Raw genomic sequence first — 19553 nt, 5'->3', positions numbered from 1 at the left:
GGATGATTCAAGGACCAAGTGGCGCAATCCAAGGCGTGGATGTCTCAACCTTCATGCACTGTTAGAACCATGTCACTGAAGTGCCGACTGTTGATCGCGGCATGCCTGCTCGCGACTACGATTGAATTTACCTGGCTGGGCTCCGAGGACGTTAATGGAGCATTGACTTACGCCGGGCGCCTCACCGGCGTTACATTCCTCGCCGCAGCCCTGTTGGAGCTGTTTGCATCAGGCACCCTCCTCGCAGGCAGGCCCAGCACACCGGGGAAAATTTCAGGCTACCCTGCAGCCGCCGTAGCCCTGGGCGTGTTCGCTTCCTTTTTCGCTAACCTCGCATTGCTCGTACTGCAGATTGAAAACCTGAGCCTCAGCATGGGCCTACTAGTCTGGCCTTCCCTGACTGCCTGGTCACTCATCGCCCTCGTGATTATTCACAGAGAGCACGAGGCTGGGAATTTCTCAATCCCAAACCTCCAAGTATTCAAAGCCGGGGCGATTGCAGCCGCCCTTATCGCGCTAGTCAATTTCGGATATACGCAAATCTATCAACCATACGCCACACCCGCACAAATCTCCACGACCGTGGAAATCGGGATGGCCCATATCGATCACGGCACCGTGTCCGTACCAATTCATCTGGCTTCAAAAAATACAGGCAGCGTGGGCGTGTACATCCTTGGCTCCCTATACCAAGTGACAGCTGGCAAGGCTGTCTACTCCGACGCGGCTCGAACCGGTCGGGATTGGCTGCAGGACATCAATAACGGCCAAATCGATCTACTGAAGTACCAGAACGAGGGAAATCGAGGGTACCAACTGCTGGCTCAAGGGCGCTTCATGCGCCAGGGGCGCAAACTTGACCCTGGCGCAGAGGTCGCATCAGACAAGATCATTCAATTCCCAGTAGGCAATCACTACGATGTTCTGAACGCGACTGGCGACGTCGTGTACTTGCGAACGGACAGGGCAGTACTGACTAGCGAAGAATACGAAACCTCAGGGCGCAGCTCATGGCACAAAGACAAGAGCCACTCACCGGAAATGGAGGCGCCAGGATGGGTCGCGCACAAAGGGGTCGAGACCTTCAAATACCAATCACCAATTGTTCATAGCAACGCAGAACTCCAACACACACGAAGCCCTAGAAATGTGACTCTCTGGTGGGTTCTCGAAGATCCACAAAAGTCCTGGAACGGCCCATATCTAGTAGCAACCATCGCCTCGGCGGGCGAAGAAAATAAAAGACCAGACCCCGCTCGACCTCAGCAATTGTCTGACGAATATGGACTCGATCACTCGTCAAGCGGACGCGCTCAGAAGTCGATTGAGCAGATCACAGGCTCTACGAAAACCAACTGACCATGTGTTTCTTGTTGCGATCGGTTGCCGAAGGCGGGGGCCTACAGCAAACCCTGGTCCACGCCTGGTCCACGCACGCTGGTCAACAGCGGGAAACCAGCGGTACGAGGCGAGACAGCCCTTCAACGCGAAAGGGGTGCCCCGGCTCGGGACACCCCTTCTGACCTGCGTCAACGCAGACCTGGCGGAGACTGTGGGATTTGAACCCACGGTGACATCGCTGCCACGACGGTTTTCAAGACCGTTCCCTTAGGCCGCTCGGGCAAGTCTCCCCGTGTCGGTACGACCGCACCGGCACGGGGGACAGCCTACCGGGTGGTGGCTCACGGTTGAGAGGGCTGGCCGCGGGGGGCTCGGGGTGGGCTGGTGATCAGCGGTCCCGTCCGGGGGCCGCCGGGCCGGCCCCTCCGGTCAGCCGGACTTGGCTGTGGCCCGTACGCCGAAGTGGACGTAGCGGCTGCCGTCCGGGAGGGCGTAGAAGACGACGGGTATCCAGGCGTCCTTGTCGTTGCGGCGGCCGGCGAAGACCGTCTTGGACGGGGTGTCCGAGACCGGGGTGAGGTGCCAGACGAGCGGTTCGAAGGTGCCCGCGAGTCCGTCGGCTCCCTCGTATCGCAGCTGGAGCACGCCTTCGCCGGTCGTGGCACCGGTGATGGTCATGAGGAAGCCCTCACGCTTGTACGCGCCGATGAACGGCTCGGTGTCGACGGCCGGGTGGTTCTCAGCGGGTTCGAACCGGGGCATGGTGACTCCGGCGAACTCGGCGGTCAGTTCGCGGCAGAGAGCGTCGTAGACCTTGGGGGCGGCGCCTCCGCCGTTGGTGAGCAGGGCGATGGCGAGGCCCTTCTCCGGGATGGCGCGCAGGTAGGCGAGCTGGCCGAAGGTGCTGCCGTCGTGGCCGAAGCCGTGTACGCCGTCCCAGTCGAACAGGCCCCAGCCCAGGCCCCAGTGGGCGCCGAGGAACCACTGGTCGGGCATCTCCACCTCGGGAGCGAGCATGGCCTCCACGGCCGCGGCCGAGAGCACCCGGGTGCCGTCCGGAGCCTTGCCTCCGTCGATGAAGAGCCGGGCGAAGCGGACCACGTCGGCGGCGGTGGCGCTGATGCCGCCGTACGGTCCGGCCGAGCGGGGCAGCATGTTCCACAGCGGGGTGGGGACCGGGTCCTCGCCGGGGTCGCCCATGTGTCCCATCGCGGCGCGGAAGCGCAGCACTTCCTCGGGCAGCGTCATCGTCTGCTCAAGCCCGAGCGGCTCGCAGATCAGCTCCTTGAGCGCCTCGTCCCAGGTCCGGCCGGTGATCACCTCGACGATGCGGCCGAGGACGTTGTAGGCGGTGCCGGAGTACGACATGGTGGCGCCGGGCGGGTTGGTGAGGCCGACGTTCCCGGCGGCTTCGACGTAGCGGGCCAGGCAGTCGTCGCCGCGGCCCGTGTCGTTGACGTAGTCGCCCTCGATCCCGCTGGTGTGGTTGAGCAGCTGGCGCGGGGTGACGGTCCGGGTGGCCTCGGCGTCGGCGACGGCGAAGCCGGGGAGGACGTCCACGACGGGCGCGTCCAAGTCCAGCTTTCCGGCGTCGGCGAGGCACATCACCAGCGCGGCCGTGTAGCCCTTGCTGACCGAGCCGATCTGGAACACCGAGTCCGTGGTCGTCTCGACGCCGGTCCGGGTGTGCAGGATGCCGCTCGCCATCTCGTGGATCTCGCCGTCGGCGAGGACGGCCAGCACCGCGCCGGGGATGCGGTGCTCGGTGATCAGCTCGTCGAGCCGGGCCTGCCAGTGGTCGTGGTCGAACGCTCCCGGCTCGGCGGTCCTGCCCAGCGCCCGGTCGACGGCCTGGGCCGCTTCCCGGTTGGCGCGGTCCACGAGCTTGGCGACCTCCTCGTCCACGCGCTTCGAGAACTCTCCGTACGCATGCTTCGACATGACATCCTCTTCGGCGATTGGCGGTACGAAAGGTGGGAGTGGAACAGGCGGTGCCGTTCTTCTCCGGCCGGCTCTAACCGGCCTGACGGGGCCGCCGGCCGACGAGGGCCGTCAGCGAGGCCATGGTCATCCGCGGGGGACGCCGGAGGTCCCGGTCGGGACGGATGACCGGGCGGGCCAGGACCCGGACCACAGCGCCGAGGACAAACCCGTACGCCGCCACCAGGCCGTGCCCGTTGGACTGGGCGAACCAAAGGATCAAGCCGGCGACGGGCACGGCGAGCGCGAGCAGCCGCTCCTTCGCGGCGCCGTCACGAGCGCCGTCACGAGAGCCGGCCCGCAGCAGAAGGGCGGCGGCCAGGGTCGCGGCGAGGAAGTAGGTGGCACCCGAGCTCCCGGCGAAGTTCCGGGGATCGGTGGTGGCCCGGTCGGACTCCCCGAAGAGGGCGTCGATGTGCTGCGGCAGGAGGATGCCCGCGGCGAACAGGCCCGCCATCAGGGGGGCGCCCCAGAACCACTCCGCGAGCGCGGCGACGACCACAAGGGTGGCGATGTTCCACGCGGCCCCGAAGACGCCGCCGTTCTGCATGAAGACCGCGGTGACCACGCGCCACCAGCCCGACTTGCTCGGATCGTCGTCGAAGGTGTCCATCGCCCCCGACCAGCAGAGCTGGGTCACCACCGCACCGATCGCGATCACGGCCAGCCCGACCGTGGCCCAGGGCAGGCGGCGCCGGCTCACGGTGTCCGGCCCGATCAGGGCCATACCGGCCTTGAACATCAGCACCATCAGCCCCGCCGTGGTCACGTTGAACACGATCGCGTCCATCGCCGCCTCCATCCCCCTGTTTGACCTGCGATGACAGTGACCTTAGCGGCAGCGGCGGCCAGATTCAAACACTGTTTGAAAATTGTGGATAGACTTGCCCCCATGAAGCTGACCGCGGACCGGATCATCGACGCGGGCATGATCGTGTTCGCCGAATCGGGCTATCACGGACTGTCCATGCGAAAGGTGGCAGAGCGACTCGGCGCGCACGCCGGGAGCCTCTACTACCACGTGCCCAGCAAGAGCGCCCTGCTCCAGCTGATGGCGGACCGGCTGGCCCGCCAGGCCTACGAGGCCGGCACGGACGCACTGACCGCTCTCCCCGAACAGGCCGACTGGAAGGACCAGTTGGAGGCCCAGGCCGTCGCACTGCGCCACAGCGTCCGGCAACACCCGGGTGGTGCCGCCCTGTTCGCCGACAGCCCGAAGGTCCTCAGCACCGGAGCACTGTCGTTGATGGAACGGCTGTTGCAGACCCTGCTGGACGCCGGGGTGCCCGAGGGACAGCGCGGCGTCGCCGCCGACGCGCTGCTCAGCCACGTCACCGGATTCGTACTCCAGGAGCAGGGCGATCCGCCCGCCGTGCCCGTCACGCCCCAGGCCGTCGCCGACATTCACGACCGCTTCCCGATGACGGTGGCCGCGGCATCGACCTCGGCCCACGACCTGGACGAGAAGTTCATACAGAGCGTGCGGCTGCTCTGTGACGGCATCGAGGCTCAGATCCGGCCACCCGGCCGCGCCTGATCCGGCGAGCACGGGCAGCGGTAGCGGTAGCGGTAGCGGTAGCGGTTCCGCGACATCACCCCCGCCCGGGCGCGGGTGATGTCGTAACTCCGCCAGCCACCACCCCCGGGAGCCTGTTGGAGTGATCGCGGAACCCATCGCCTTCCCAGGACGGAAGCCCATGCCCGCGACCACCACCCCCGCCACCACCCCCGCCACCACTCCCTTACCCACACGCTCCCCCGTGATCGGCTGGTCGGCCGTGGTCGCGGTCATGCTGGGCATCTTCGCGATCGTCACGACCGAGATCCTGCCCATCGGCCTGCTGACCTCGATCGGAGCCGACTTCACCGTCTCGGACGGCACGGCCGGTCTGACGATGACGATGCCGGGCCTCCTGGCGGCGGCCTCCGCTCCCCTGGTCACCGCGGCCACGGCACGCGTCGACCGCCGGCTGATGCTGTGCGTCTTCACGGCCCTGCTGGCCCTGGCGAACCTCCTCGCCGCCGCGGCACCCTCCTACTGGCTCGTCCTGACGTCCCGCGTTCTCGTAGGGATCACGATCGGCGGATTCTGGCCGATCGCGACGGGCCTGGTGCAGCGACTCGTACCGCCCGCCTCCGTCGGCCGGGCGACCGCCGTCGTCTTCTCCGCCGTCCCGCTGGGATCCGTCCTGGGCGTACCGGCCGGCACCCTCATCGGCGACCTCGCCGGATGGCGCACGGCCTTCCTCGCCATGGGAGCCCTGACCGTCGGCGTGCTGGTCATGCTGCTCCTGCTCGTACCGCCGCTTCCGCCGATCGAGGCCACCCGGCTGAGCGTCCTGCGCGGCCTGATCCGTGGCGCGGGCACCCGCTTCGCACTGCTGCTGACGTTCCTGGCCGTGCTGGCGCACTTCGGCACGTACACGTACGTGACGCCGTTCCTCCAGCGGGTCACCCACGTCGGCGACGGTGCGATCACCGCGTTTCTGCTGGTCTACGGCGGTGCCGGCATCCTCGGCACGTTCCTCGGCGGCACCTGGGTGACCCGGTGGCCGCGGGCCGTCCTCGGGTTCGCGGCCGGTCTGATCGCCGCGGCGACGCTCCTGCTTCCGGTGCTGGGCCACCGGCCGGCCGGCGCACTGGCCCTGCTGATCGTGTGGGGCATCGGCTACGGCGCCGTGCCGGTCGCCTCGCAGACCTGGTTCGCCAAGGCGGCGCCGGACGCCCCGGAAGCGGCGTCCGTGCTGTTCACCGCCTCCTTCCAGGCGACGATCTCGATCGGCGCGCTCCTGGGCGGAGCCGTCCTGGACCGCACCTCTCCGTCCATGGTGATGGTGCTCGGCGGCTGCACCGCGGTGCTCACGGTCCTGGCGGTGGGGGCTCGGTCCGGCCGAAGCCGAAGCCCTTACGGGGGCTAGGCGGTCTTGACCGCTCCGCCGTCGATGAGGTGGTCGGCGCCGGTGGTCGCGGCGGCGAGCGGTGAGGCGAGGTAGGCGACGAGCGCCGCGACCTCGTCCGGTTCGACGAGCCGGTCGATGAGCATGCCCATCGCCGCCGGCAGACCGGCCAGGAGATCGGCGTGCGGAACACCCATGGACGCGGCAAGTTCCGCGCCGTAGCCGGTCGGGCTCTCCCACATGGCGGTGCGGACCGGTCCGGGCGAGACGGTGTTCACCCGGACGCCCCGAGGGCCGAACTCGTGCGCGAGGGCCTTGCCGAACGCGGTGATCGCGGCCTTGGCCGTCGTATAGGCGACAGGCCCGCCGTGCGGGACGCGGGCGCCCATGGAGGACACGTTGACGATCGCGCCCCGGGCGGTCAGCAGCGCGGGGAGGGCGGCGCGCGTGACGCGGACGGTGGCGAAGAAGTTCAGGTCCATCATCTCCGCCCACTGCGCGTCGGTCAGGTCGAGGAAGCCGCCACTCAGGCCGCCGTCACCGCCACCGACGTTGTTGACCAGGATGTCGATGCCGCCCAGCGCTGCCACGGCTTCGGTGACGAGGCGCTCGGCGCCGGCGGGCTCGGACAGGTCCACGGCCACGGGTATCGCGCCCGCCGCCGCCATCTCCCGGCTGGGGGTACGGGCGGCCCCGACGACGCGAACGCCCTCGGCGGCCAGGGCCCGGACGGCGGCCAGCCCGATGCCCCGACTGGCGCCCGTGACCAGGGCGGTCTTGCCGGTCAAGCGCAGGTCCATGGTGTTCCCTCCACACATAACTGCATCGCTTGTGATGCACAGAAGCTAGAACATGCATCACTGATGTTGCAAGTCATTGAGGAGTCGCCACACCGCCGTACTCTTGAGTCGTACTCTTAAGGGGTCGCTCGTAGACCTGGAAGGAACCCGCATCCCCATGGCGCTGCCCGCCTCCACGAAACCGCTGCGCGCCGACGCCGAGCGGACGGTACGCGCGATCCTCGAAGCCGCCGAGCGGGTGCTGTCCGCAAATCCGGCGGCGACGATGGAGCAGATCGCCGAGGCCGCCGGGGTCGCGCGGACCACCGTCCACCGGCGGTTCGCCTCACGGGAGGCGCTGATCACGGCGCTGGCCGCATGGGCGACCCAGCGGTTCCACGAGGCCGTCGAAGCCGCCCGGCCCGACACCGCCCCGCCCGCCGTCGCGCTCTACCAGGTCACCGCGAACGTGCTCCGCGTGAAGATCGGATGGGGCTTCGCCATGGGTGCCCTCCCCACCGACGCCCCCGAGGTCGCGCGGGCGCACGCCGATGTACTGGACCAGTGCGAGCGGCTGTTCACGCGCGCCCGCGACGCCGGTCTGCTCGGGCCCGATACGGATCTGGACTGGGCGCGACGCGTCTACTACGCGCTCATCCACGAGGCCGCGGCCGAGGCGCCGGACACCGACGCCGCCGTGGACGCTCTCGCCACGCGCGTCGTCGACACCCTGCTCCACGGCCTCGGCAAACTGGCCACCGCCTGATCCAGTTCCTCGGACCGAGACGACGGCGGGTCACTCCTACGGGAACAGCATGATCCCGAAGGCCAGCACCACGAGGAAGGCGATGAGGATGACGACGCCGATCCGCATGGGGTGATGCGCCAGCGCGGCGTCTCCCGGCCTGCCTCCGCGTGGCCGGTCCTCCGGCAGCCGTGGATTCTCCGGCCTGTCGTGTGTGTAGAAATCACCACTGGCCATGAGCACACCTCCTGGTGGAGGTCGGCGAGCCCTCCCCGGAAACAGCGACAGGGGGAGAGCTCTGAACGAGTGCTACATGGCCAGTATGCGACTTTTGTCAGGAAAGCGAGATGTCGCAGGCGGAGCGGGCGTCAGCTGGCGTCAGCTCGGCGTCAGCTCGCCTTGTCGCCGCGGCGCTCGCCCAGCGTGATCTCCGTCGTCGCCTGCTTGCCGTCGCGGACGTAGGTGACGGTGACCTTGTCGCCCGGCTTGTGGGTCCAGATCTCGCTGATGAGCGTGGGGCCGCTGTCGATCGTGGTGTCGTCGAGCTTGATGATCACATCGCCCGGCTTGAGGCCGGCCTTGTCGGCCGGGCCGCCCGGGGTGACGGACGAGCTGCCGCCGTCGCTGCCCGAGGCGATCCGGGCACCGCTGACGTTGTCCTTCATGTTGACCGTCGCCGAGATGACCGGGTAGATCGGCGTGTGGTCCTTCATCAGCTGCTGGGCGACGTTCTTCGCCTGGTTGATCGGGATGGCGAAGCCCAGGCCGATGCTGCCGGACTGGCCCTGTCCGCCGCCGAACCCTCCGCCGCCGTTGCCCGCGGACTGGATGGCGGAGTTGATGCCGATGACCGCGCCCTGGGCGTTGAGCAGCGGGCCGCCGGAGTTGCCCGGGTTGATCGAGGCGTCCGTCTGGAGGGCGCTCATGTACGAGGCCTGGCCGCCGCTGCCGCCGTCGCTGGAGGCGACCGGGCGCTTCTTGGCGCTGACGATGCCGGTCGTGACCGTACCGGACAGCCCGAAGGGCGCGCCGATGGCGACCGTCGCGTCGCCGACCGCCGCCTTGTCGGAGTCGCCGAGCGGAAGCGGGTTGAGCTTGGCGCCGGAAGGGTTCTTCAGCTTGATGACGGCGACGTCGTAGCCCTGGGCGCGGCCCAGCACCTCCGCGTCGTAGCTCTTGCCGTCGGAGAACGTCACCGAGAGCTTGCCGCTGTCGGCGGCCGAGGCGACCACGTGGTTGTTGGTGAGGATGTGGCCCTGGGTGTCGTAGACGAAGCCCGTGCCCGTACCGCCCTCGCCGTTGCTGCTCTGCGCCTCGATGGTCACGACGCTGGGCAGCGCCTTGCTCGCGATGTCCGCGACCGAGCCCGGCGTACGGCTCTCGACCTTCGGGTCACCGGAGGAGGAGACGGTGGTGGAGCTGTCGTCGCTCCCCTTCGCCGCCCAGAAGCCGATGCCGCCGCCGACGCCGCCCGCGACGAGGGCCGCGGCGAGCACGGCCGCCACCAGGCCGCCCGACCGGCCGCGCCGCGGCGGCGGGGTCGGTGCGCCCCAGGGAGCGGCACCGTACGGCGGGGGCGCCGCCGCACCGCCGTACCACTGGCCGGCGTCGGGGGCACCGTGCATGGGGACGCCGGTGGCGTTGTACGCGGGCTGCGGCGGACCAGCCGGGAACTGCGCGGTCTGCGCCTCGGGCGCGGGCGGGGGCGTCTGCCCGTACGCGCCGTACGCGGCGGCGGGATCCACCGGGGCGGGGCCGACGGGCGCGGCAGCGGGTTCGGCCGGCGCGGCGGAGCCGGAGGAGACCGGCGCCTCCTTCTCCAACGCGACAGGGGCGGCAGGAGCGGCAGAGGTGGCGGGAGCGACCGGAACAGCAGAGTCGACAGCAGGCAGCTGCGCCGTCCGCTCCTCGACCTGCGCGTCGGCCGGGGCGGGGGCCTCGGCCGGCGGTGACGTCAGAGACCCCGGCCGCGGCTCCGCCGCGGACGGAACGGAGGCGCCCTCGTTCTCGGTGCTCACTGTTGTCTCCTCTACAAGAAACGCTTCATGCCCGGCCACGATCACCAGGGTCCGAGTCCAGCCTTTCCCATGGCACGTCAGGCCACCGTAAGCGGAGCCTGTGACCTCTGCCGCCGCCGGTCCTCACCGGCGGTCCCTACTACCGACAAATCGTCCCCCATGCGCGATTGTGCCAGCCAGTGGCACCATAACGCGGTGACCCAAGAGCACCACCTCCTCGACGTCGTCGCCCACCGCGGAGCCTCCGAGGACGCTCCGGAACACACCCTGGCCGCCTACCGCAAGGCGATCGAGGACGGCGCGGACGCCCTGGAGTGCGATGTGCGGCTGACCGCCGACGGGCATCTCGTCTGCGTCCACGACCGCCGGGTCAACCGCACGTCCAACGGGCGGGGTGCCGTGTCCACCCTGGAGCTGGCCGACCTCGCGGCCCTGGACTTCGGCTCGTGGAAGGCCGCGGCGGGCGAGCCCGAGGCGCCGGACCGCGACACCGACCCCGATCCGGCGCGGGTGAGCGGCCTCGACGCCGACCGCGAGAGCACCTCCGTGCTCACCCTGGAGCGGCTGCTGGAGCTGGTCGCCGACTCCGGGCGCCGGGTCGAGCTGGCCATCGAGACCAAGCACCCCACCCGCTGGGCGGGCCAGGTGGAGGAGCGGCTGCTGGCCCTGCTGGAGCGCTTCGGCCTGGACCAGCCGCCGCCGGGCGAGCCCTCGCCCGTACGGGTGATGAGCTTCTCGGCCCGGTCCCTGCAGCGGGTGCGGGCGGCGGCGCCCGCGCTGCCCACCGTCTATCTGATGCAGTTCGTCGTCCCCCGCTACCGCGACGGCCGGCTGCCCCAGGGCGTACGGATCGCCGGTCCCAGCATCCGCATCATCCGCAACAACCCGGACTACGTGGCGCGACTGCGCCGCGCGGGCAACGCCGTGCATGTCTGGACGGTGAACGAACCGGAGGACGTCGAGCTGTGCGTCCGCCTCGGCGTGGACGCCATCATCACCAACCGGCCCAAGGCCGTCCTGGCCCAGCTCGGCCGGAAGTAGTCGCCGGCCGGCCCGGACCTTGATCGGCCATTCGGCTGATCCGGAGGCTCCGGCGCCATTACAAGGAGTGCACCGGCGCGTTCGGTACGTATTCGGCCGTCGCGAGTGCCCCACCGGGCGGAGGTTGGCCGGTTTCCGGTCCAGTCCATTGGGGCATCCATCCCCTGACGTGGGGCAAAGGAGGTCTCGGGGGTGGCGTTGGTGGTGGCACAGGAGGTGCCCACGTCGTCGATCATGGCCGTACCCCATGGTCCAGCCGGCGTGGGTGAGGCGAGACACCGGATGCGCAAGGACTTGCGCTCCGGCGGGGTACCGGATTCGGTCATCGACGACGCGGTACTGATCCTTTCCGAGCTGCTCAGCAACGCGTACCGCCATGGGCGCCCGCTGAGCCGTGAGAGCGGCGACCGGGGCCCGGACGACCCCGGCCTCGTCCGGGCCGCCTGGCGGGTGGACGGGCGCGGCAGGCTCACGGTCGAGGTGACCGACGGCGGCGGGCCGACCCGTCCCTTTCCGGCCACTCCCTCGGTCACCGCGCGCGGCGGCCGCGGACTGAACATCATCAACGCGCTCTCCCAGGACTGGGGCGTCCGTGACGCCGCCGGTGAGGTGACGGTCTGGGCGGCGCTCTCCGCGCGCACCGGTTTCGCTACGCGCGTCGATCCCGACATGAGCGTCCTGGGCTTCCCCGGACTCACCGACTTCGACGACCTGACCTAGCTCGGCCTGCATCTGGTCGGCCTGCACCTGGTCGACCCGGCAGCGCGCTCGGCGCGTCGACGCGCGTAGACGCATGTGTCGACAGGGGCCGGCGGGCGGTGGCGGCTGTCCCCACGTGTCGCCTCCCGCCCCGGCCCGTCCTCCCGCCGCGCGACGGGCGCCGCACGGCCACCCCCGTGTACGCGCCCGCCCGCGCGACCTCTCCCGCGCGCCCGGCCGTGCCGTCACAGCCGGGCGCTAGGCTCGCGCCCGCAGGTAAACGGCCTGCCTCGGAAATCGAGAAATCGACCGGCCCCGGGCCCGCGCCGCACCGGCCGCGGACGGACGGGCCGGACGCACCGATCGGGAGACACCCACACCATGGCCAAGAAGCGCCGCCCCCAGACCAAGGCCGCCCAGCCGCACGCCGGTGACGTGGTGGTCCCCGTCGTCGGCGCCCGCGAGCCCTGCCCCTGCGGCTCGGGCCGCCGCTACAAGGCCTGCCACGGCCGGGCCGCCACGCACGCCGCCGTCGAGCTGGTGCAGCGGCCCTTCGAGGGGCTGCCCGGCGAGGCCGACTGGGTCGCCCTGCGCGAGCTGGTGCCCGCCGCGACGGTGGAACTGAAGCTGAAGGACGGGCTGCCGGAGGGCGTGCCGTCGGTGACCCTGGCGACGGTGCTGCCGATGGCCTGGCCCGCCCTGCGCCGCGACAACGGCGCCGTGCTGCTGGGGCTCCAGAACGACACCGCGACCGGCGACCTCAGCCGCGACCTCGCCGACACCCTGCTGCGCGCCCTGAAGGCCGAGCCCGGCACCCCGATCGCGGCCGAGCGGACCGGCGCCGAGGGCCCGCGCCTCCAGGACCTGCTGGACCCGGCCGCCCCCTTCGAGCCCGTCGTCCACACGGGCTTCGAGTTCTGGGTGGAGGACGCGGAGAACGCCACCGGTGAGGTCGCCGCCTCGCTGGAGCGGGCCAATGCCGCCGCGATCCCGACCGTCCGGCTCTCCGGCGTCGGCTCCGCCTACTGGTGCGAGACGCCGGAGAAGAACCACCTGCGCTGGGCGATGACCGAGCCGGAGGAGCGGCTGCTGGACGCCCTCGCCCGCCTCCACGCGGCCGGCACGAGCTCGCTCGGCGAGGGCACCCGCCTCGTCGGCTCGTTCCGCGCGCACGGGCTGACCGTGCCGGTGTGGGACCTGCCGACCACGATGCGCGCCGAGGACGTACAGAAGCCCGCGGAGGCCTTCGCGGAGCGGCTGGCGGCGGCGCTGGCGGACGAGACCCCGCTGACGGCCGACGAGCGCCGCGCCCGCGGCGGTCTCACGAGCCGTCAGGTCACCCTGAACTGAGGGCGGCTGGATGACGATCACGCGGAACTCCCGTGATCGTCATCCGGACAGGCCCCGGGCACCCACCCGGAATCGGCCGCACCGTCGAACAGGGCCGGATGGGGCACTTCCGGCACCCCGGAACGGTAAACGACCGGTCAAGCCGCGTGACTCCTGTCACAACTCCCGCTGTCAGACCGGAAATCGGCGTCCGGAAATCCACGATCGAATTTGCGAACCGCAGATCTCTTGTTACCGTTCTAGGAGCCCGGTCGCTGGTGCATCCCCCGTCGCCAGCGACCGGGCGTTTCCATGCCTGGACCTCGATGGGACGCCGATCGGACGCCGATCGGATGCCGATCGGATGCCGATCGGACACCCGTCCGGCGCCTCCGGCACCTCTCCGGCGCCCCTCCGCCCCGGCCCCGGGCCCACTCCCGGCGCTCCGCCGGCATCCGCGCGGTACTCCCCGCCCCCGGCCCGGCCCCTGAACAGCCGCCCACAGCCCCGGCCGCCCACACCCCGTACGTCAGGGCGCGGCAGCGCGCGTACGGGCTCACAGCCGACTCAGGGGGCGCCCACAGCGACCTGTCGCAAGCCCCGGGGCACCCCGCGAGACCTCAGGGCAAGCACCCCCGTACGCGCCCGGCGCGCGAGCCCGCGCTAACCCTCCTCGGGCGCCGAAGAGTTGCTCCCGGAGCGGAGGAGGAGCTTCCCATCCGGTGAAGCGATCTCCGAGACCGCCGCATACGAGCCATGTCCGCGCACGGTCCGTTCGTGCGGGGTCTCGCACATGTCCGGATCATCGGTTGCGGCGAGGTCGCAGTTCACCTGCACGGTCCGGCCGTCGGGGGCCATCAGGGTCAGCACGCCGACCAGGGGCGCGCCCGTCGCGTTGCGGTAGTACGTACGGGCCCAGGTGTCCCGGTCCCGTTCGAGGACGCAGGTCTGGGCCTCCACGCCCTCCGGCGAGCCGAGTTCGGGACCGCACCGGGTGGCGCCCGCGAGACCGGTGCCCAGGGCCGGAGCCGACGGGTCCGCAGGGTCGCTCGCATCGGCGGCACCCTGCCCGAGGGGGCCGTGCGCGGGTCCCGGCGCACCGAATCCGGCCGGGCGGGGACCGCCCGCCGCGCCCCGGGCCCCGGCCCGCGCGGCGTCCCCGCCGTCGCGTTCCCGGCCGGCGCCCTTTCCGGATCCCGCCCCGGAATCCATCCCGGAACCGGCCCTGGGGTCCGCTCCGGAATCCGGCTTCGTCCGGGCCCTCTCCCGGCCCGCCACCCCCGCCGGGCCCGCCGCGGCGACGGCCAGCGGCAGCACCACCGCCAGCACCACCGCGCTCGCGAGCGCGATCATCCGGAAATTCGCCGCGCGCTGCCCGGCCGTGCCGGGAACACTGGACGCACGCACCATGGGACCACCTGCAACTCTCCACGGGCGCTGAAGCGCGCGATCGTGGGACACGGAACGGATTTCGCGGCGCGGGACGCCTCAAGAGCCCCGCACCGTTGCCCCCGGTACGGACCCGCGCGAACCCTCGCCCCGCCGGGCCGACGGCGCCCTTGCCGCGGCGCCCGGCACGACCCGGATCCCGAACATACGGGCACGACACGGCTCTTCGGGGCCTCGCGCGGCCGTTTCCTGTGGTTCTCTCCCCGGCTTACACCCGAAAGAGTGAGAGCGAGGAGTGACAACGAGGAGTGCGAGCGCGTGCGTCTCCCGTCCGTACGCGCTCCTGTGGCCGGCCAGGCCCCTGCCGGGCCCTGGGGTGCCCCGGGTGTGCCCCGGGACGGGCTCAGTGGGCGAGCCGGGTGCCGCCGCCCTGGCTGCCGGTGGCGCCGACGGTCTGCTCGACCAGGACGTCGATGACCGTGGCCACGTCGGGCAGCCAGGGCCGGGCCAGACCGTCGAGCCGCCGCTTGGAAGCGGAGCGTCCGCCTCGCCCGGCGGTGGCGCCCGCCGGCCTCGGGGCCCGCTCCCAGCGCACCCGGCCCGCACCCGTGGGCGAGGGCGGCAGCACCGCGTAGCCGCCCTCCCCGTGGAAGCGCAGCGCCCCGGGGACCCAGTCCTGGCTGTGGAGGAGTTCACCGAGGACTTCGAGGGAGTAGGGGGCCACCAGCAGGGACCAGCGGGTGGGCGTGGCCACCACCGGGCCGAGGCGGACGCCCGCCCGGTCGAACGCGGCCAGCGCGCGGGCACCGGCCACCGCCGGGAGGCTCACCACGCAGGGTGCCCGGCCGCCGGTGGCGAGGACCACGGGCGCCTCCGGGCGGTTGGTCCACCACCAGCGGACCATCCTGGCGTCGGTGGTGGCCGCCAGCAGGCCCGGGTCGAAGGGGTGGGCGCCGGGGACCGCGCAGTCGGGGTCGGGGCAGCCGCACTCGCGGACGCGGCCGATGCCGGGCCGCAGGCCGACACCGGGGAGCACGGGCCACTGCCATTCCGTCGCGTAGGTCAGGGCCGCGGTGAGTACGGCGGACCGGCCGGCCCGCCGGAGGGAGAGCTTGCGTCGCCTTCCGAGGATCTCGCGCATGAGCGCTCGTTCCTTTCCGTGAACGCCGAAGGTGGGCCCTTGCCGTCGGCAGGGGCCGTACTGCAGGTACATGACGCTGGGCGGTGCTGCTGGAACTGCGGGAATTGCGCGTAGCCCCCGCGAACCGAGGGGACTACATGGCACTACGGGCACTGCTCGGCGCGGTGCATGGCGCGCCGTGGCTCCCGGACCGGCACACCACGTGGATCAAAGCCGTGGATCAAAGTCACTGCGCGTACGTCGCAGCGCATCACGCCGCGGGCCGAGCGTGAAACCTGGCGGGGGGTGGCGCGCGTATGGCGCTTCGTGCTGAGCCGGTGCGCCCCTCGCCTGCGGCATGGGTTGCCCCACGCCGCTCGGGGATGGGCGTGGCCGTTGACCGATAAGACGCTCGGGCCCGCCGCCGGGTTGCGGGGCGGCCCCAACTGCCGCTGCCCTTCTCCGAGTACGTACCCACCGCGGTGGATGTGACGCGCTGCTGGAGCGAGGCCAGTCGATCGCAATTCCAGGGCCACGGCACTATTTTCCGGCCAAACTTCAGGGGACTTCGAGGAGCGCGGAAGCCTCATCAGACACCATGAATCCCACTGGTCCAATGCTGGACATCCCCTTACCCGGGCGTGTACATGTGGAGCACTGATAGCGCGCAACACGACAGGGGGTTTGCGGTGCTATTGCGTGGAACACCCAGGCCAACCCACTGGTCGTGCGGGCCCGGCGGGCCACCGCGGGCCGCCTCCCGGACAGGTCCCGGCGGCGGCCGCGCACACCCCCGCCCGGGCGGATCGCCATGACCTCCCCCCATCCGCCGAAAGTGGCCGGAATCAATCCACCGGTCCCCGCTCCCGCGCACACTTCGGCCCCTGCGGTTCCCACTCCCCCCACCGCTCCCGAGCCGTCCTCCCCCGCTTCGGGCGCCCTCTTCCAGGACCGCCTCGCCGGCTGGGTCTCCGACCTGACCACGCTCCACGAGCTGACCGAGCGGCTCAACCGCACCGCCGACCTGGACGCCGCCCTGCGCGAGCTGCTCCGTGCCGGGGCCTCCCTGGTGGGCGCCGGACGCGGCCTCGTCACCCTCCACCCCGACTCCGGCACCGGCCACCCGGTCACCGTCGGCCTGGGCCTCGGCCACGCCGACATCGGCCACATCGAGACCATCCCGCCGACCCACGACCCACGGACCCCCGGCCCGTTCACCGGCCCGCACACCGGTCCGTACGTACGGCTCCTCGACGACCTCCCGCCCGAGGGCGACCGGAGCGGCAGGATCCATCCCGACATCCCGGGCGAGGACGACCTCGATCCCCGCCACCGCGAGGTGGCCGCCCGCCTCGGCTACGCCGCCAGCTACGCCCTCCCCCTGGAGTCGGCGGCGGGGCCGTCCGGCCCTGACACGGAGGCGCCGCCCGGCGCGGGCCGCATCGGCGCGGCCGTATGGCTCTACGACGAGCCCGCCGAGCCCAGCGAGCGCCAGCGCCACCTGGCCGGTCTCTACTGCGGCTACGCCACCGAGCACCTGGCCCGGCTCATCGAGCTGACCGGCGCCCGCGACACCGTGGCCACCCTCCGCGAGGAGCTGCTGCCCAGCAGGCTCCCCCGGGTTCCCGGCATCCGCCTCGCCGTCCGCCACCGCACCGGGCCCCGGGGCGGCGGGAACTGGTTCGACGCGCTGCCGCTGCCCGAGGGCGCGCTGGGGCTCGCCATCGGCGGGATCACCGATTCCGGCCCGGGGGCGATCGCCGCGACGGGCCGGCTGCGGGCCTCCCTGCGCGCGTACGCCGTGATGGAGGGCGAGGATCCGGTCGCCGTCCTCTCCGACCTGGAACTGCTGCTCAGACTGACCGAGCCCACCCGCACGGCGACGGCCCTCTTCGCCTACTGCGAGCCCCCCGGGACCCTCCCGGGCGAGGGCGGGGGCCGGGGCCGGAAGGTCGTCGTCGCCGGGGCGGGCCACTGCTCACCGCTGATCGTCGGCCCCGGCCGGGTCGAGTACGTGGAGACCTCGCTGTCGGCTCCGCTCGGCATGCTGGCCTGCTGGGAGGCGCCCAGCGTGGAAATCGAGCCGGAACCCGGAGAAACGCTCCTCTTCTACAGCGACGGTCTGCTCCACCGCACCGGCGACAGCATGGACCGGGCCTTCGCCCGGCTGCGCTCGGCGGCGGCGACCGTACCCCGGTCCGACCGGCGCGACCCGGAGGCCATCGCGGACCACGTGCTGCGCACGGTCCTGCCGGAGGACGGCGACCCGGCGGACCCGGCGGAGGACGTCGTCCTCCTGGTGGCCCACTTCGAGTGACGGTCCGCACAACCTTCTCGAGGGCATTCCCCCACACATACGATGGAAAGCGGCCCCGTTCGAGGAGGAAAGCCAGTGACTGAGCAGCCCGCACCCGAAAACCCTGAAGGTGACGAGCCCATCAAGCAGCGGAAGAACGGTCTCTACCCCGCCGTTTCCGCCGAGCTCGCAGACAACATGAAGTCCGGCTGGGCCGACACCGAGCTCCACGATCTGCGGCCGATACCCCAGGCCGCCGAGACCGCGCGACGCCGTGCCGAGCTCTCGGCCCGTTTCCCGGGCGAGCGTCTGGTGATCCCGGCGGGCAATCTGAAGACCCGCTCGAACGACACCGAGTACGGCTTCCGCGCCTCGACCGAGTACGTGTACCTCACCGGCGACCAGACCCAGGACGGCGTCCTCGTCCTGGAGCCCACCGGCGAGCAGGGCCACGAGGCGACGATCCACCTCCTGCCCCGCTCCGACCGCGAGAACGGCGAGTTCTGGCTGGACGGCCAGGGCGAGCTCTGGGTCGGCCGTCGCCACAGCCTGACCGAGGCCGAGCGGCTGCTGGGCGTGCCCGCCGACGACGTCCGCGAGCTGACCGGCACCCTCGCCGGGGCCACCGGCCCGGTCCGGGTCGTCCGCGGCCACGACGCCGGCGTCGAGACGGCCCTCACCGACAAGGTCACCGCCGAGCGCGACGAGGAACTGCGCGTCTTCATCAGCGAGCAGCGCCTGGTGAAGGACGGCTTCGAGATAGCCGAGCTCCAGAAGGCCGTCGACTCCACCGTCCGCGGCTTCGAGGACGTCGTGAAGGTCCTCGACAAGGCCGAGGCCACCAGCGAGCGCTACATCGAAGGAACGTTCTTCCTGCGCGCCCGCGTCGAGGGCAACGACATCGGCTACGGCTCCATCTGCGCCGCCGGCCCGCACGCCACCACCCTCCACTGGGTGCGCAACGACGGCCCGGTCCGCTCCGGCGACCTGCTGCTGCTCGACGCCGGCGTGGAGACCCACACCCTCTACACCGCCGACGTCACCCGCACGCTGCCCATCAACGGCGCGTACACCGAGCTCCAGCGCAAGATCTACGACGCGGTGTACGAGGCCCAGGAAGCCGGCATCGCGGCGGTGAAGCCGGGCGCCAAGTACCGCGACTTCCATGACGCCGCCCAGCGCGTCCTCGCCGAGAAGCTCGTCGAGTGGGGCCTGGTCGAGGGCCCGGTCGAGCGCGTCCTGGAGCTCGGCCTCCAGCGCCGCTGGACCCTCCACGGCACCGGCCACATGCTCGGCCTGGACGTCCACGACTGCGCGGTCGCCCGCACGGAGACCTACGTCGACGGCGTCCTGGAGCCCGGCATGGTGCTGACCGTGGAGCCCGGTCTGTACTTCCAGGCCGACGACCTGACCGTGCCCGAGGAGTACCGGGGCATCGGCGTCCGCATCGAGGACGACATCCTCGTCACCGAGGACGGCAACCGGAACCTCTCCGCCGCCCTGCCGCGCACGTCCGCCGACGTCGAGGCGTGGATGGCCGGCCTGAAGGGCTGAGCCGGAACCGGAACGGCCGGAGAGCCGCGGCCTCCCCCGAGGGGCCGCGGCTCTTTCGCGTCGGACTGCTTGTCCACCTACTTGTCGGCGGTCAGCACGCCGGCCTGGCCCCAGCTCTCCGCCGGGGTCTCCTGGATCCACACCTGCACGGCCTCGGCGGGGATCTGGTAGGCGTCGACGAACGCGTCGGTGATGCGCTGGACCAGATCGCGCTTGAGCTCGATGGAGCGGGGGCCCTGCTGAACGGTCACGATGGGCATGGGGTGCCTCCTCGAATCGCGGTGGTTCCCGGCGGTTCCGGGTCGTTCACCGGCGTGGGAACAGTCCATCGCGCGGCCGTCCGCCGAACCAGAAGCACTCGGAGC

Annotated in this window: 16 protein-coding genes, 1 tRNA gene and 1 pseudogene; 9 read left to right on the top strand and 9 right to left on the bottom strand. The window is 71.2% G+C overall.

What is annotated here, in order from left to right; all coding sequences use genetic code 11:
* The first annotated feature begins 69 nt into the window (after positions 1-69).
* Positions 70-1359, top strand: a complete 1290-nt coding sequence (locus RM609_RS23120) for a hypothetical protein (protein ID WP_311613431.1) — start codon at positions 70-72, stop codon at positions 1357-1359.
* Between the two features lie 182 nt (positions 1360-1541).
* Here the strand turns inward: RM609_RS23120 and RM609_RS23115 are convergent.
* The 3 genes from RM609_RS23115 to RM609_RS23105 all read right to left on the bottom strand — a co-directional run bounded on the left by RM609_RS23115 (position 1542) and on the right by RM609_RS23105 (position 4111).
* Positions 1542-1631 (bottom strand) — tRNA-Ser (locus tag RM609_RS23115).
* A gap of 139 nt (positions 1632-1770) precedes the next feature.
* Positions 1771-3282 carry a serine hydrolase domain-containing protein gene (locus tag RM609_RS23110; protein ID WP_311613430.1) on the bottom strand — a complete coding sequence of 504 codons (1512 nt, stop codon included), beginning with the start codon at positions 3280-3282 and terminating at the stop codon, positions 1771-1773.
* 73 nt (positions 3283-3355) lie between these two features.
* Positions 3356-4111 carry a hypothetical protein gene (locus RM609_RS23105; protein ID WP_311613429.1) on the bottom strand — a complete coding sequence of 252 codons (756 nt, stop codon included), beginning with the start codon at positions 4109-4111 and terminating at the stop codon, positions 3356-3358.
* A 102-nt stretch (positions 4112-4213) separates the two neighbouring features.
* Here RM609_RS23105 and RM609_RS23100 point away from each other — a divergent pair, with 102 nt between their 5' ends.
* The gene (locus RM609_RS23100; RefSeq protein WP_311613428.1) at positions 4214-4858 is read left to right on the top strand and encodes a TetR/AcrR family transcriptional regulator; all 645 of its coding nucleotides are present in this window, start codon (positions 4214-4216) and stop codon (positions 4856-4858) included.
* 160 nt (positions 4859-5018) lie between these two features.
* Entirely contained in the window at positions 5019-6239 is a 1221-nt protein-coding gene (locus RM609_RS23095; protein ID WP_311613427.1) for an MFS transporter, read from the top strand.
* Here the strand turns inward: RM609_RS23095 and RM609_RS23090 are convergent.
* Positions 6236-7018, bottom strand: a complete 783-nt coding sequence (locus RM609_RS23090; RefSeq protein WP_311613426.1) for an SDR family NAD(P)-dependent oxidoreductase — start codon at positions 7016-7018, stop codon at positions 6236-6238. The genes RM609_RS23095 and RM609_RS23090 overlap by 4 nt on opposite strands.
* A gap of 157 nt (positions 7019-7175) precedes the next feature.
* Here RM609_RS23090 and RM609_RS23085 point away from each other — a divergent pair, with 157 nt between their 5' ends.
* Complete coding sequence (locus RM609_RS23085) at positions 7176-7763, top strand: TetR/AcrR family transcriptional regulator (protein ID WP_311613425.1); 588 nt, start codon at positions 7176-7178, stop codon at positions 7761-7763.
* 36 nt (positions 7764-7799) lie between these two features.
* Here RM609_RS23085 and RM609_RS23080 read toward each other — a convergent pair whose 3' ends face one another.
* On the bottom strand, positions 7800-7979 hold the full coding sequence (locus RM609_RS23080; protein ID WP_311613424.1) for a hypothetical protein: 180 nt from the start codon (positions 7977-7979) through the stop codon (positions 7800-7802).
* A 152-nt stretch (positions 7980-8131) separates the two neighbouring features.
* Positions 8132-9760, bottom strand: a complete 1629-nt coding sequence (locus RM609_RS23075; RefSeq protein ID WP_311613423.1) for a S1C family serine protease — start codon at positions 9758-9760, stop codon at positions 8132-8134.
* Between the two features lie 159 nt (positions 9761-9919).
* On the opposite strand from RM609_RS23075, the gene RM609_RS23070 reads away from it, so the two are divergent.
* The 3 genes and pseudogenes from RM609_RS23070 to RM609_RS23060 all read left to right on the top strand — a co-directional run bounded on the left by RM609_RS23070 (position 9920) and on the right by RM609_RS23060 (position 12850).
* Entirely contained in the window at positions 9920-10801 is an 882-nt protein-coding gene (locus RM609_RS23070) for a glycerophosphodiester phosphodiesterase (protein ID WP_438828507.1), read from the top strand.
* Positions 10802-10906: 105 nt separating this feature from the next.
* Positions 10907-11521, top strand: a pseudogene (locus tag RM609_RS23065) (ATP-binding protein).
* A gap of 360 nt (positions 11522-11881) precedes the next feature.
* Positions 11882-12850, top strand: coding sequence for a DUF5926 family protein (locus tag RM609_RS23060; RefSeq protein ID WP_311613421.1), 969 nt, complete (start codon positions 11882-11884; stop codon positions 12848-12850).
* Positions 12851-13492: 642 nt separating this feature from the next.
* On the opposite strand, the gene RM609_RS23055 is transcribed toward RM609_RS23060, so the two are convergent.
* Complete coding sequence (locus RM609_RS23055) at positions 13493-14239, bottom strand: hypothetical protein (protein ID WP_311613420.1); 747 nt, start codon at positions 14237-14239, stop codon at positions 13493-13495.
* Between the two features lie 382 nt (positions 14240-14621).
* Positions 14622-15359: a bifunctional DNA primase/polymerase gene (locus tag RM609_RS23050; protein WP_311613419.1), complete on the bottom strand. Its 738-nt coding sequence runs from the start codon at positions 15357-15359 to the stop codon at positions 14622-14624.
* Positions 15360-16149: 790 nt separating this feature from the next.
* Between RM609_RS23050 and RM609_RS23045 the strand changes: the two genes are divergently transcribed.
* Positions 16150-17655: a PP2C family protein-serine/threonine phosphatase gene (locus RM609_RS23045; RefSeq protein ID WP_311613418.1), complete on the top strand. Its 1506-nt coding sequence runs from the start codon at positions 16150-16152 to the stop codon at positions 17653-17655.
* A gap of 75 nt (positions 17656-17730) precedes the next feature.
* Positions 17731-19188 carry an aminopeptidase P family protein gene (locus tag RM609_RS23040; RefSeq protein WP_311613417.1) on the top strand — a complete coding sequence of 486 codons (1458 nt, stop codon included), beginning with the start codon at positions 17731-17733 and terminating at the stop codon, positions 19186-19188.
* A 77-nt stretch (positions 19189-19265) separates the two neighbouring features.
* Here RM609_RS23040 and dmpI read toward each other — a convergent pair whose 3' ends face one another.
* Positions 19266-19448, bottom strand: a complete 183-nt coding sequence (gene dmpI, locus RM609_RS23035) for a 4-oxalocrotonate tautomerase DmpI (RefSeq protein ID WP_311613416.1) — start codon at positions 19446-19448, stop codon at positions 19266-19268.
* Positions 19449-19553: the final 105 nt, after the last annotated feature.

The organism is Streptomyces hesseae, from assembly GCF_031845785.1.
Classification (GTDB): Bacteria; Actinomycetota; Actinomycetes; order Streptomycetales; family Streptomycetaceae; genus Streptomyces; species Streptomyces hesseae.
This window is presented reverse-complemented; position numbering and strand designations above follow the sequence as displayed.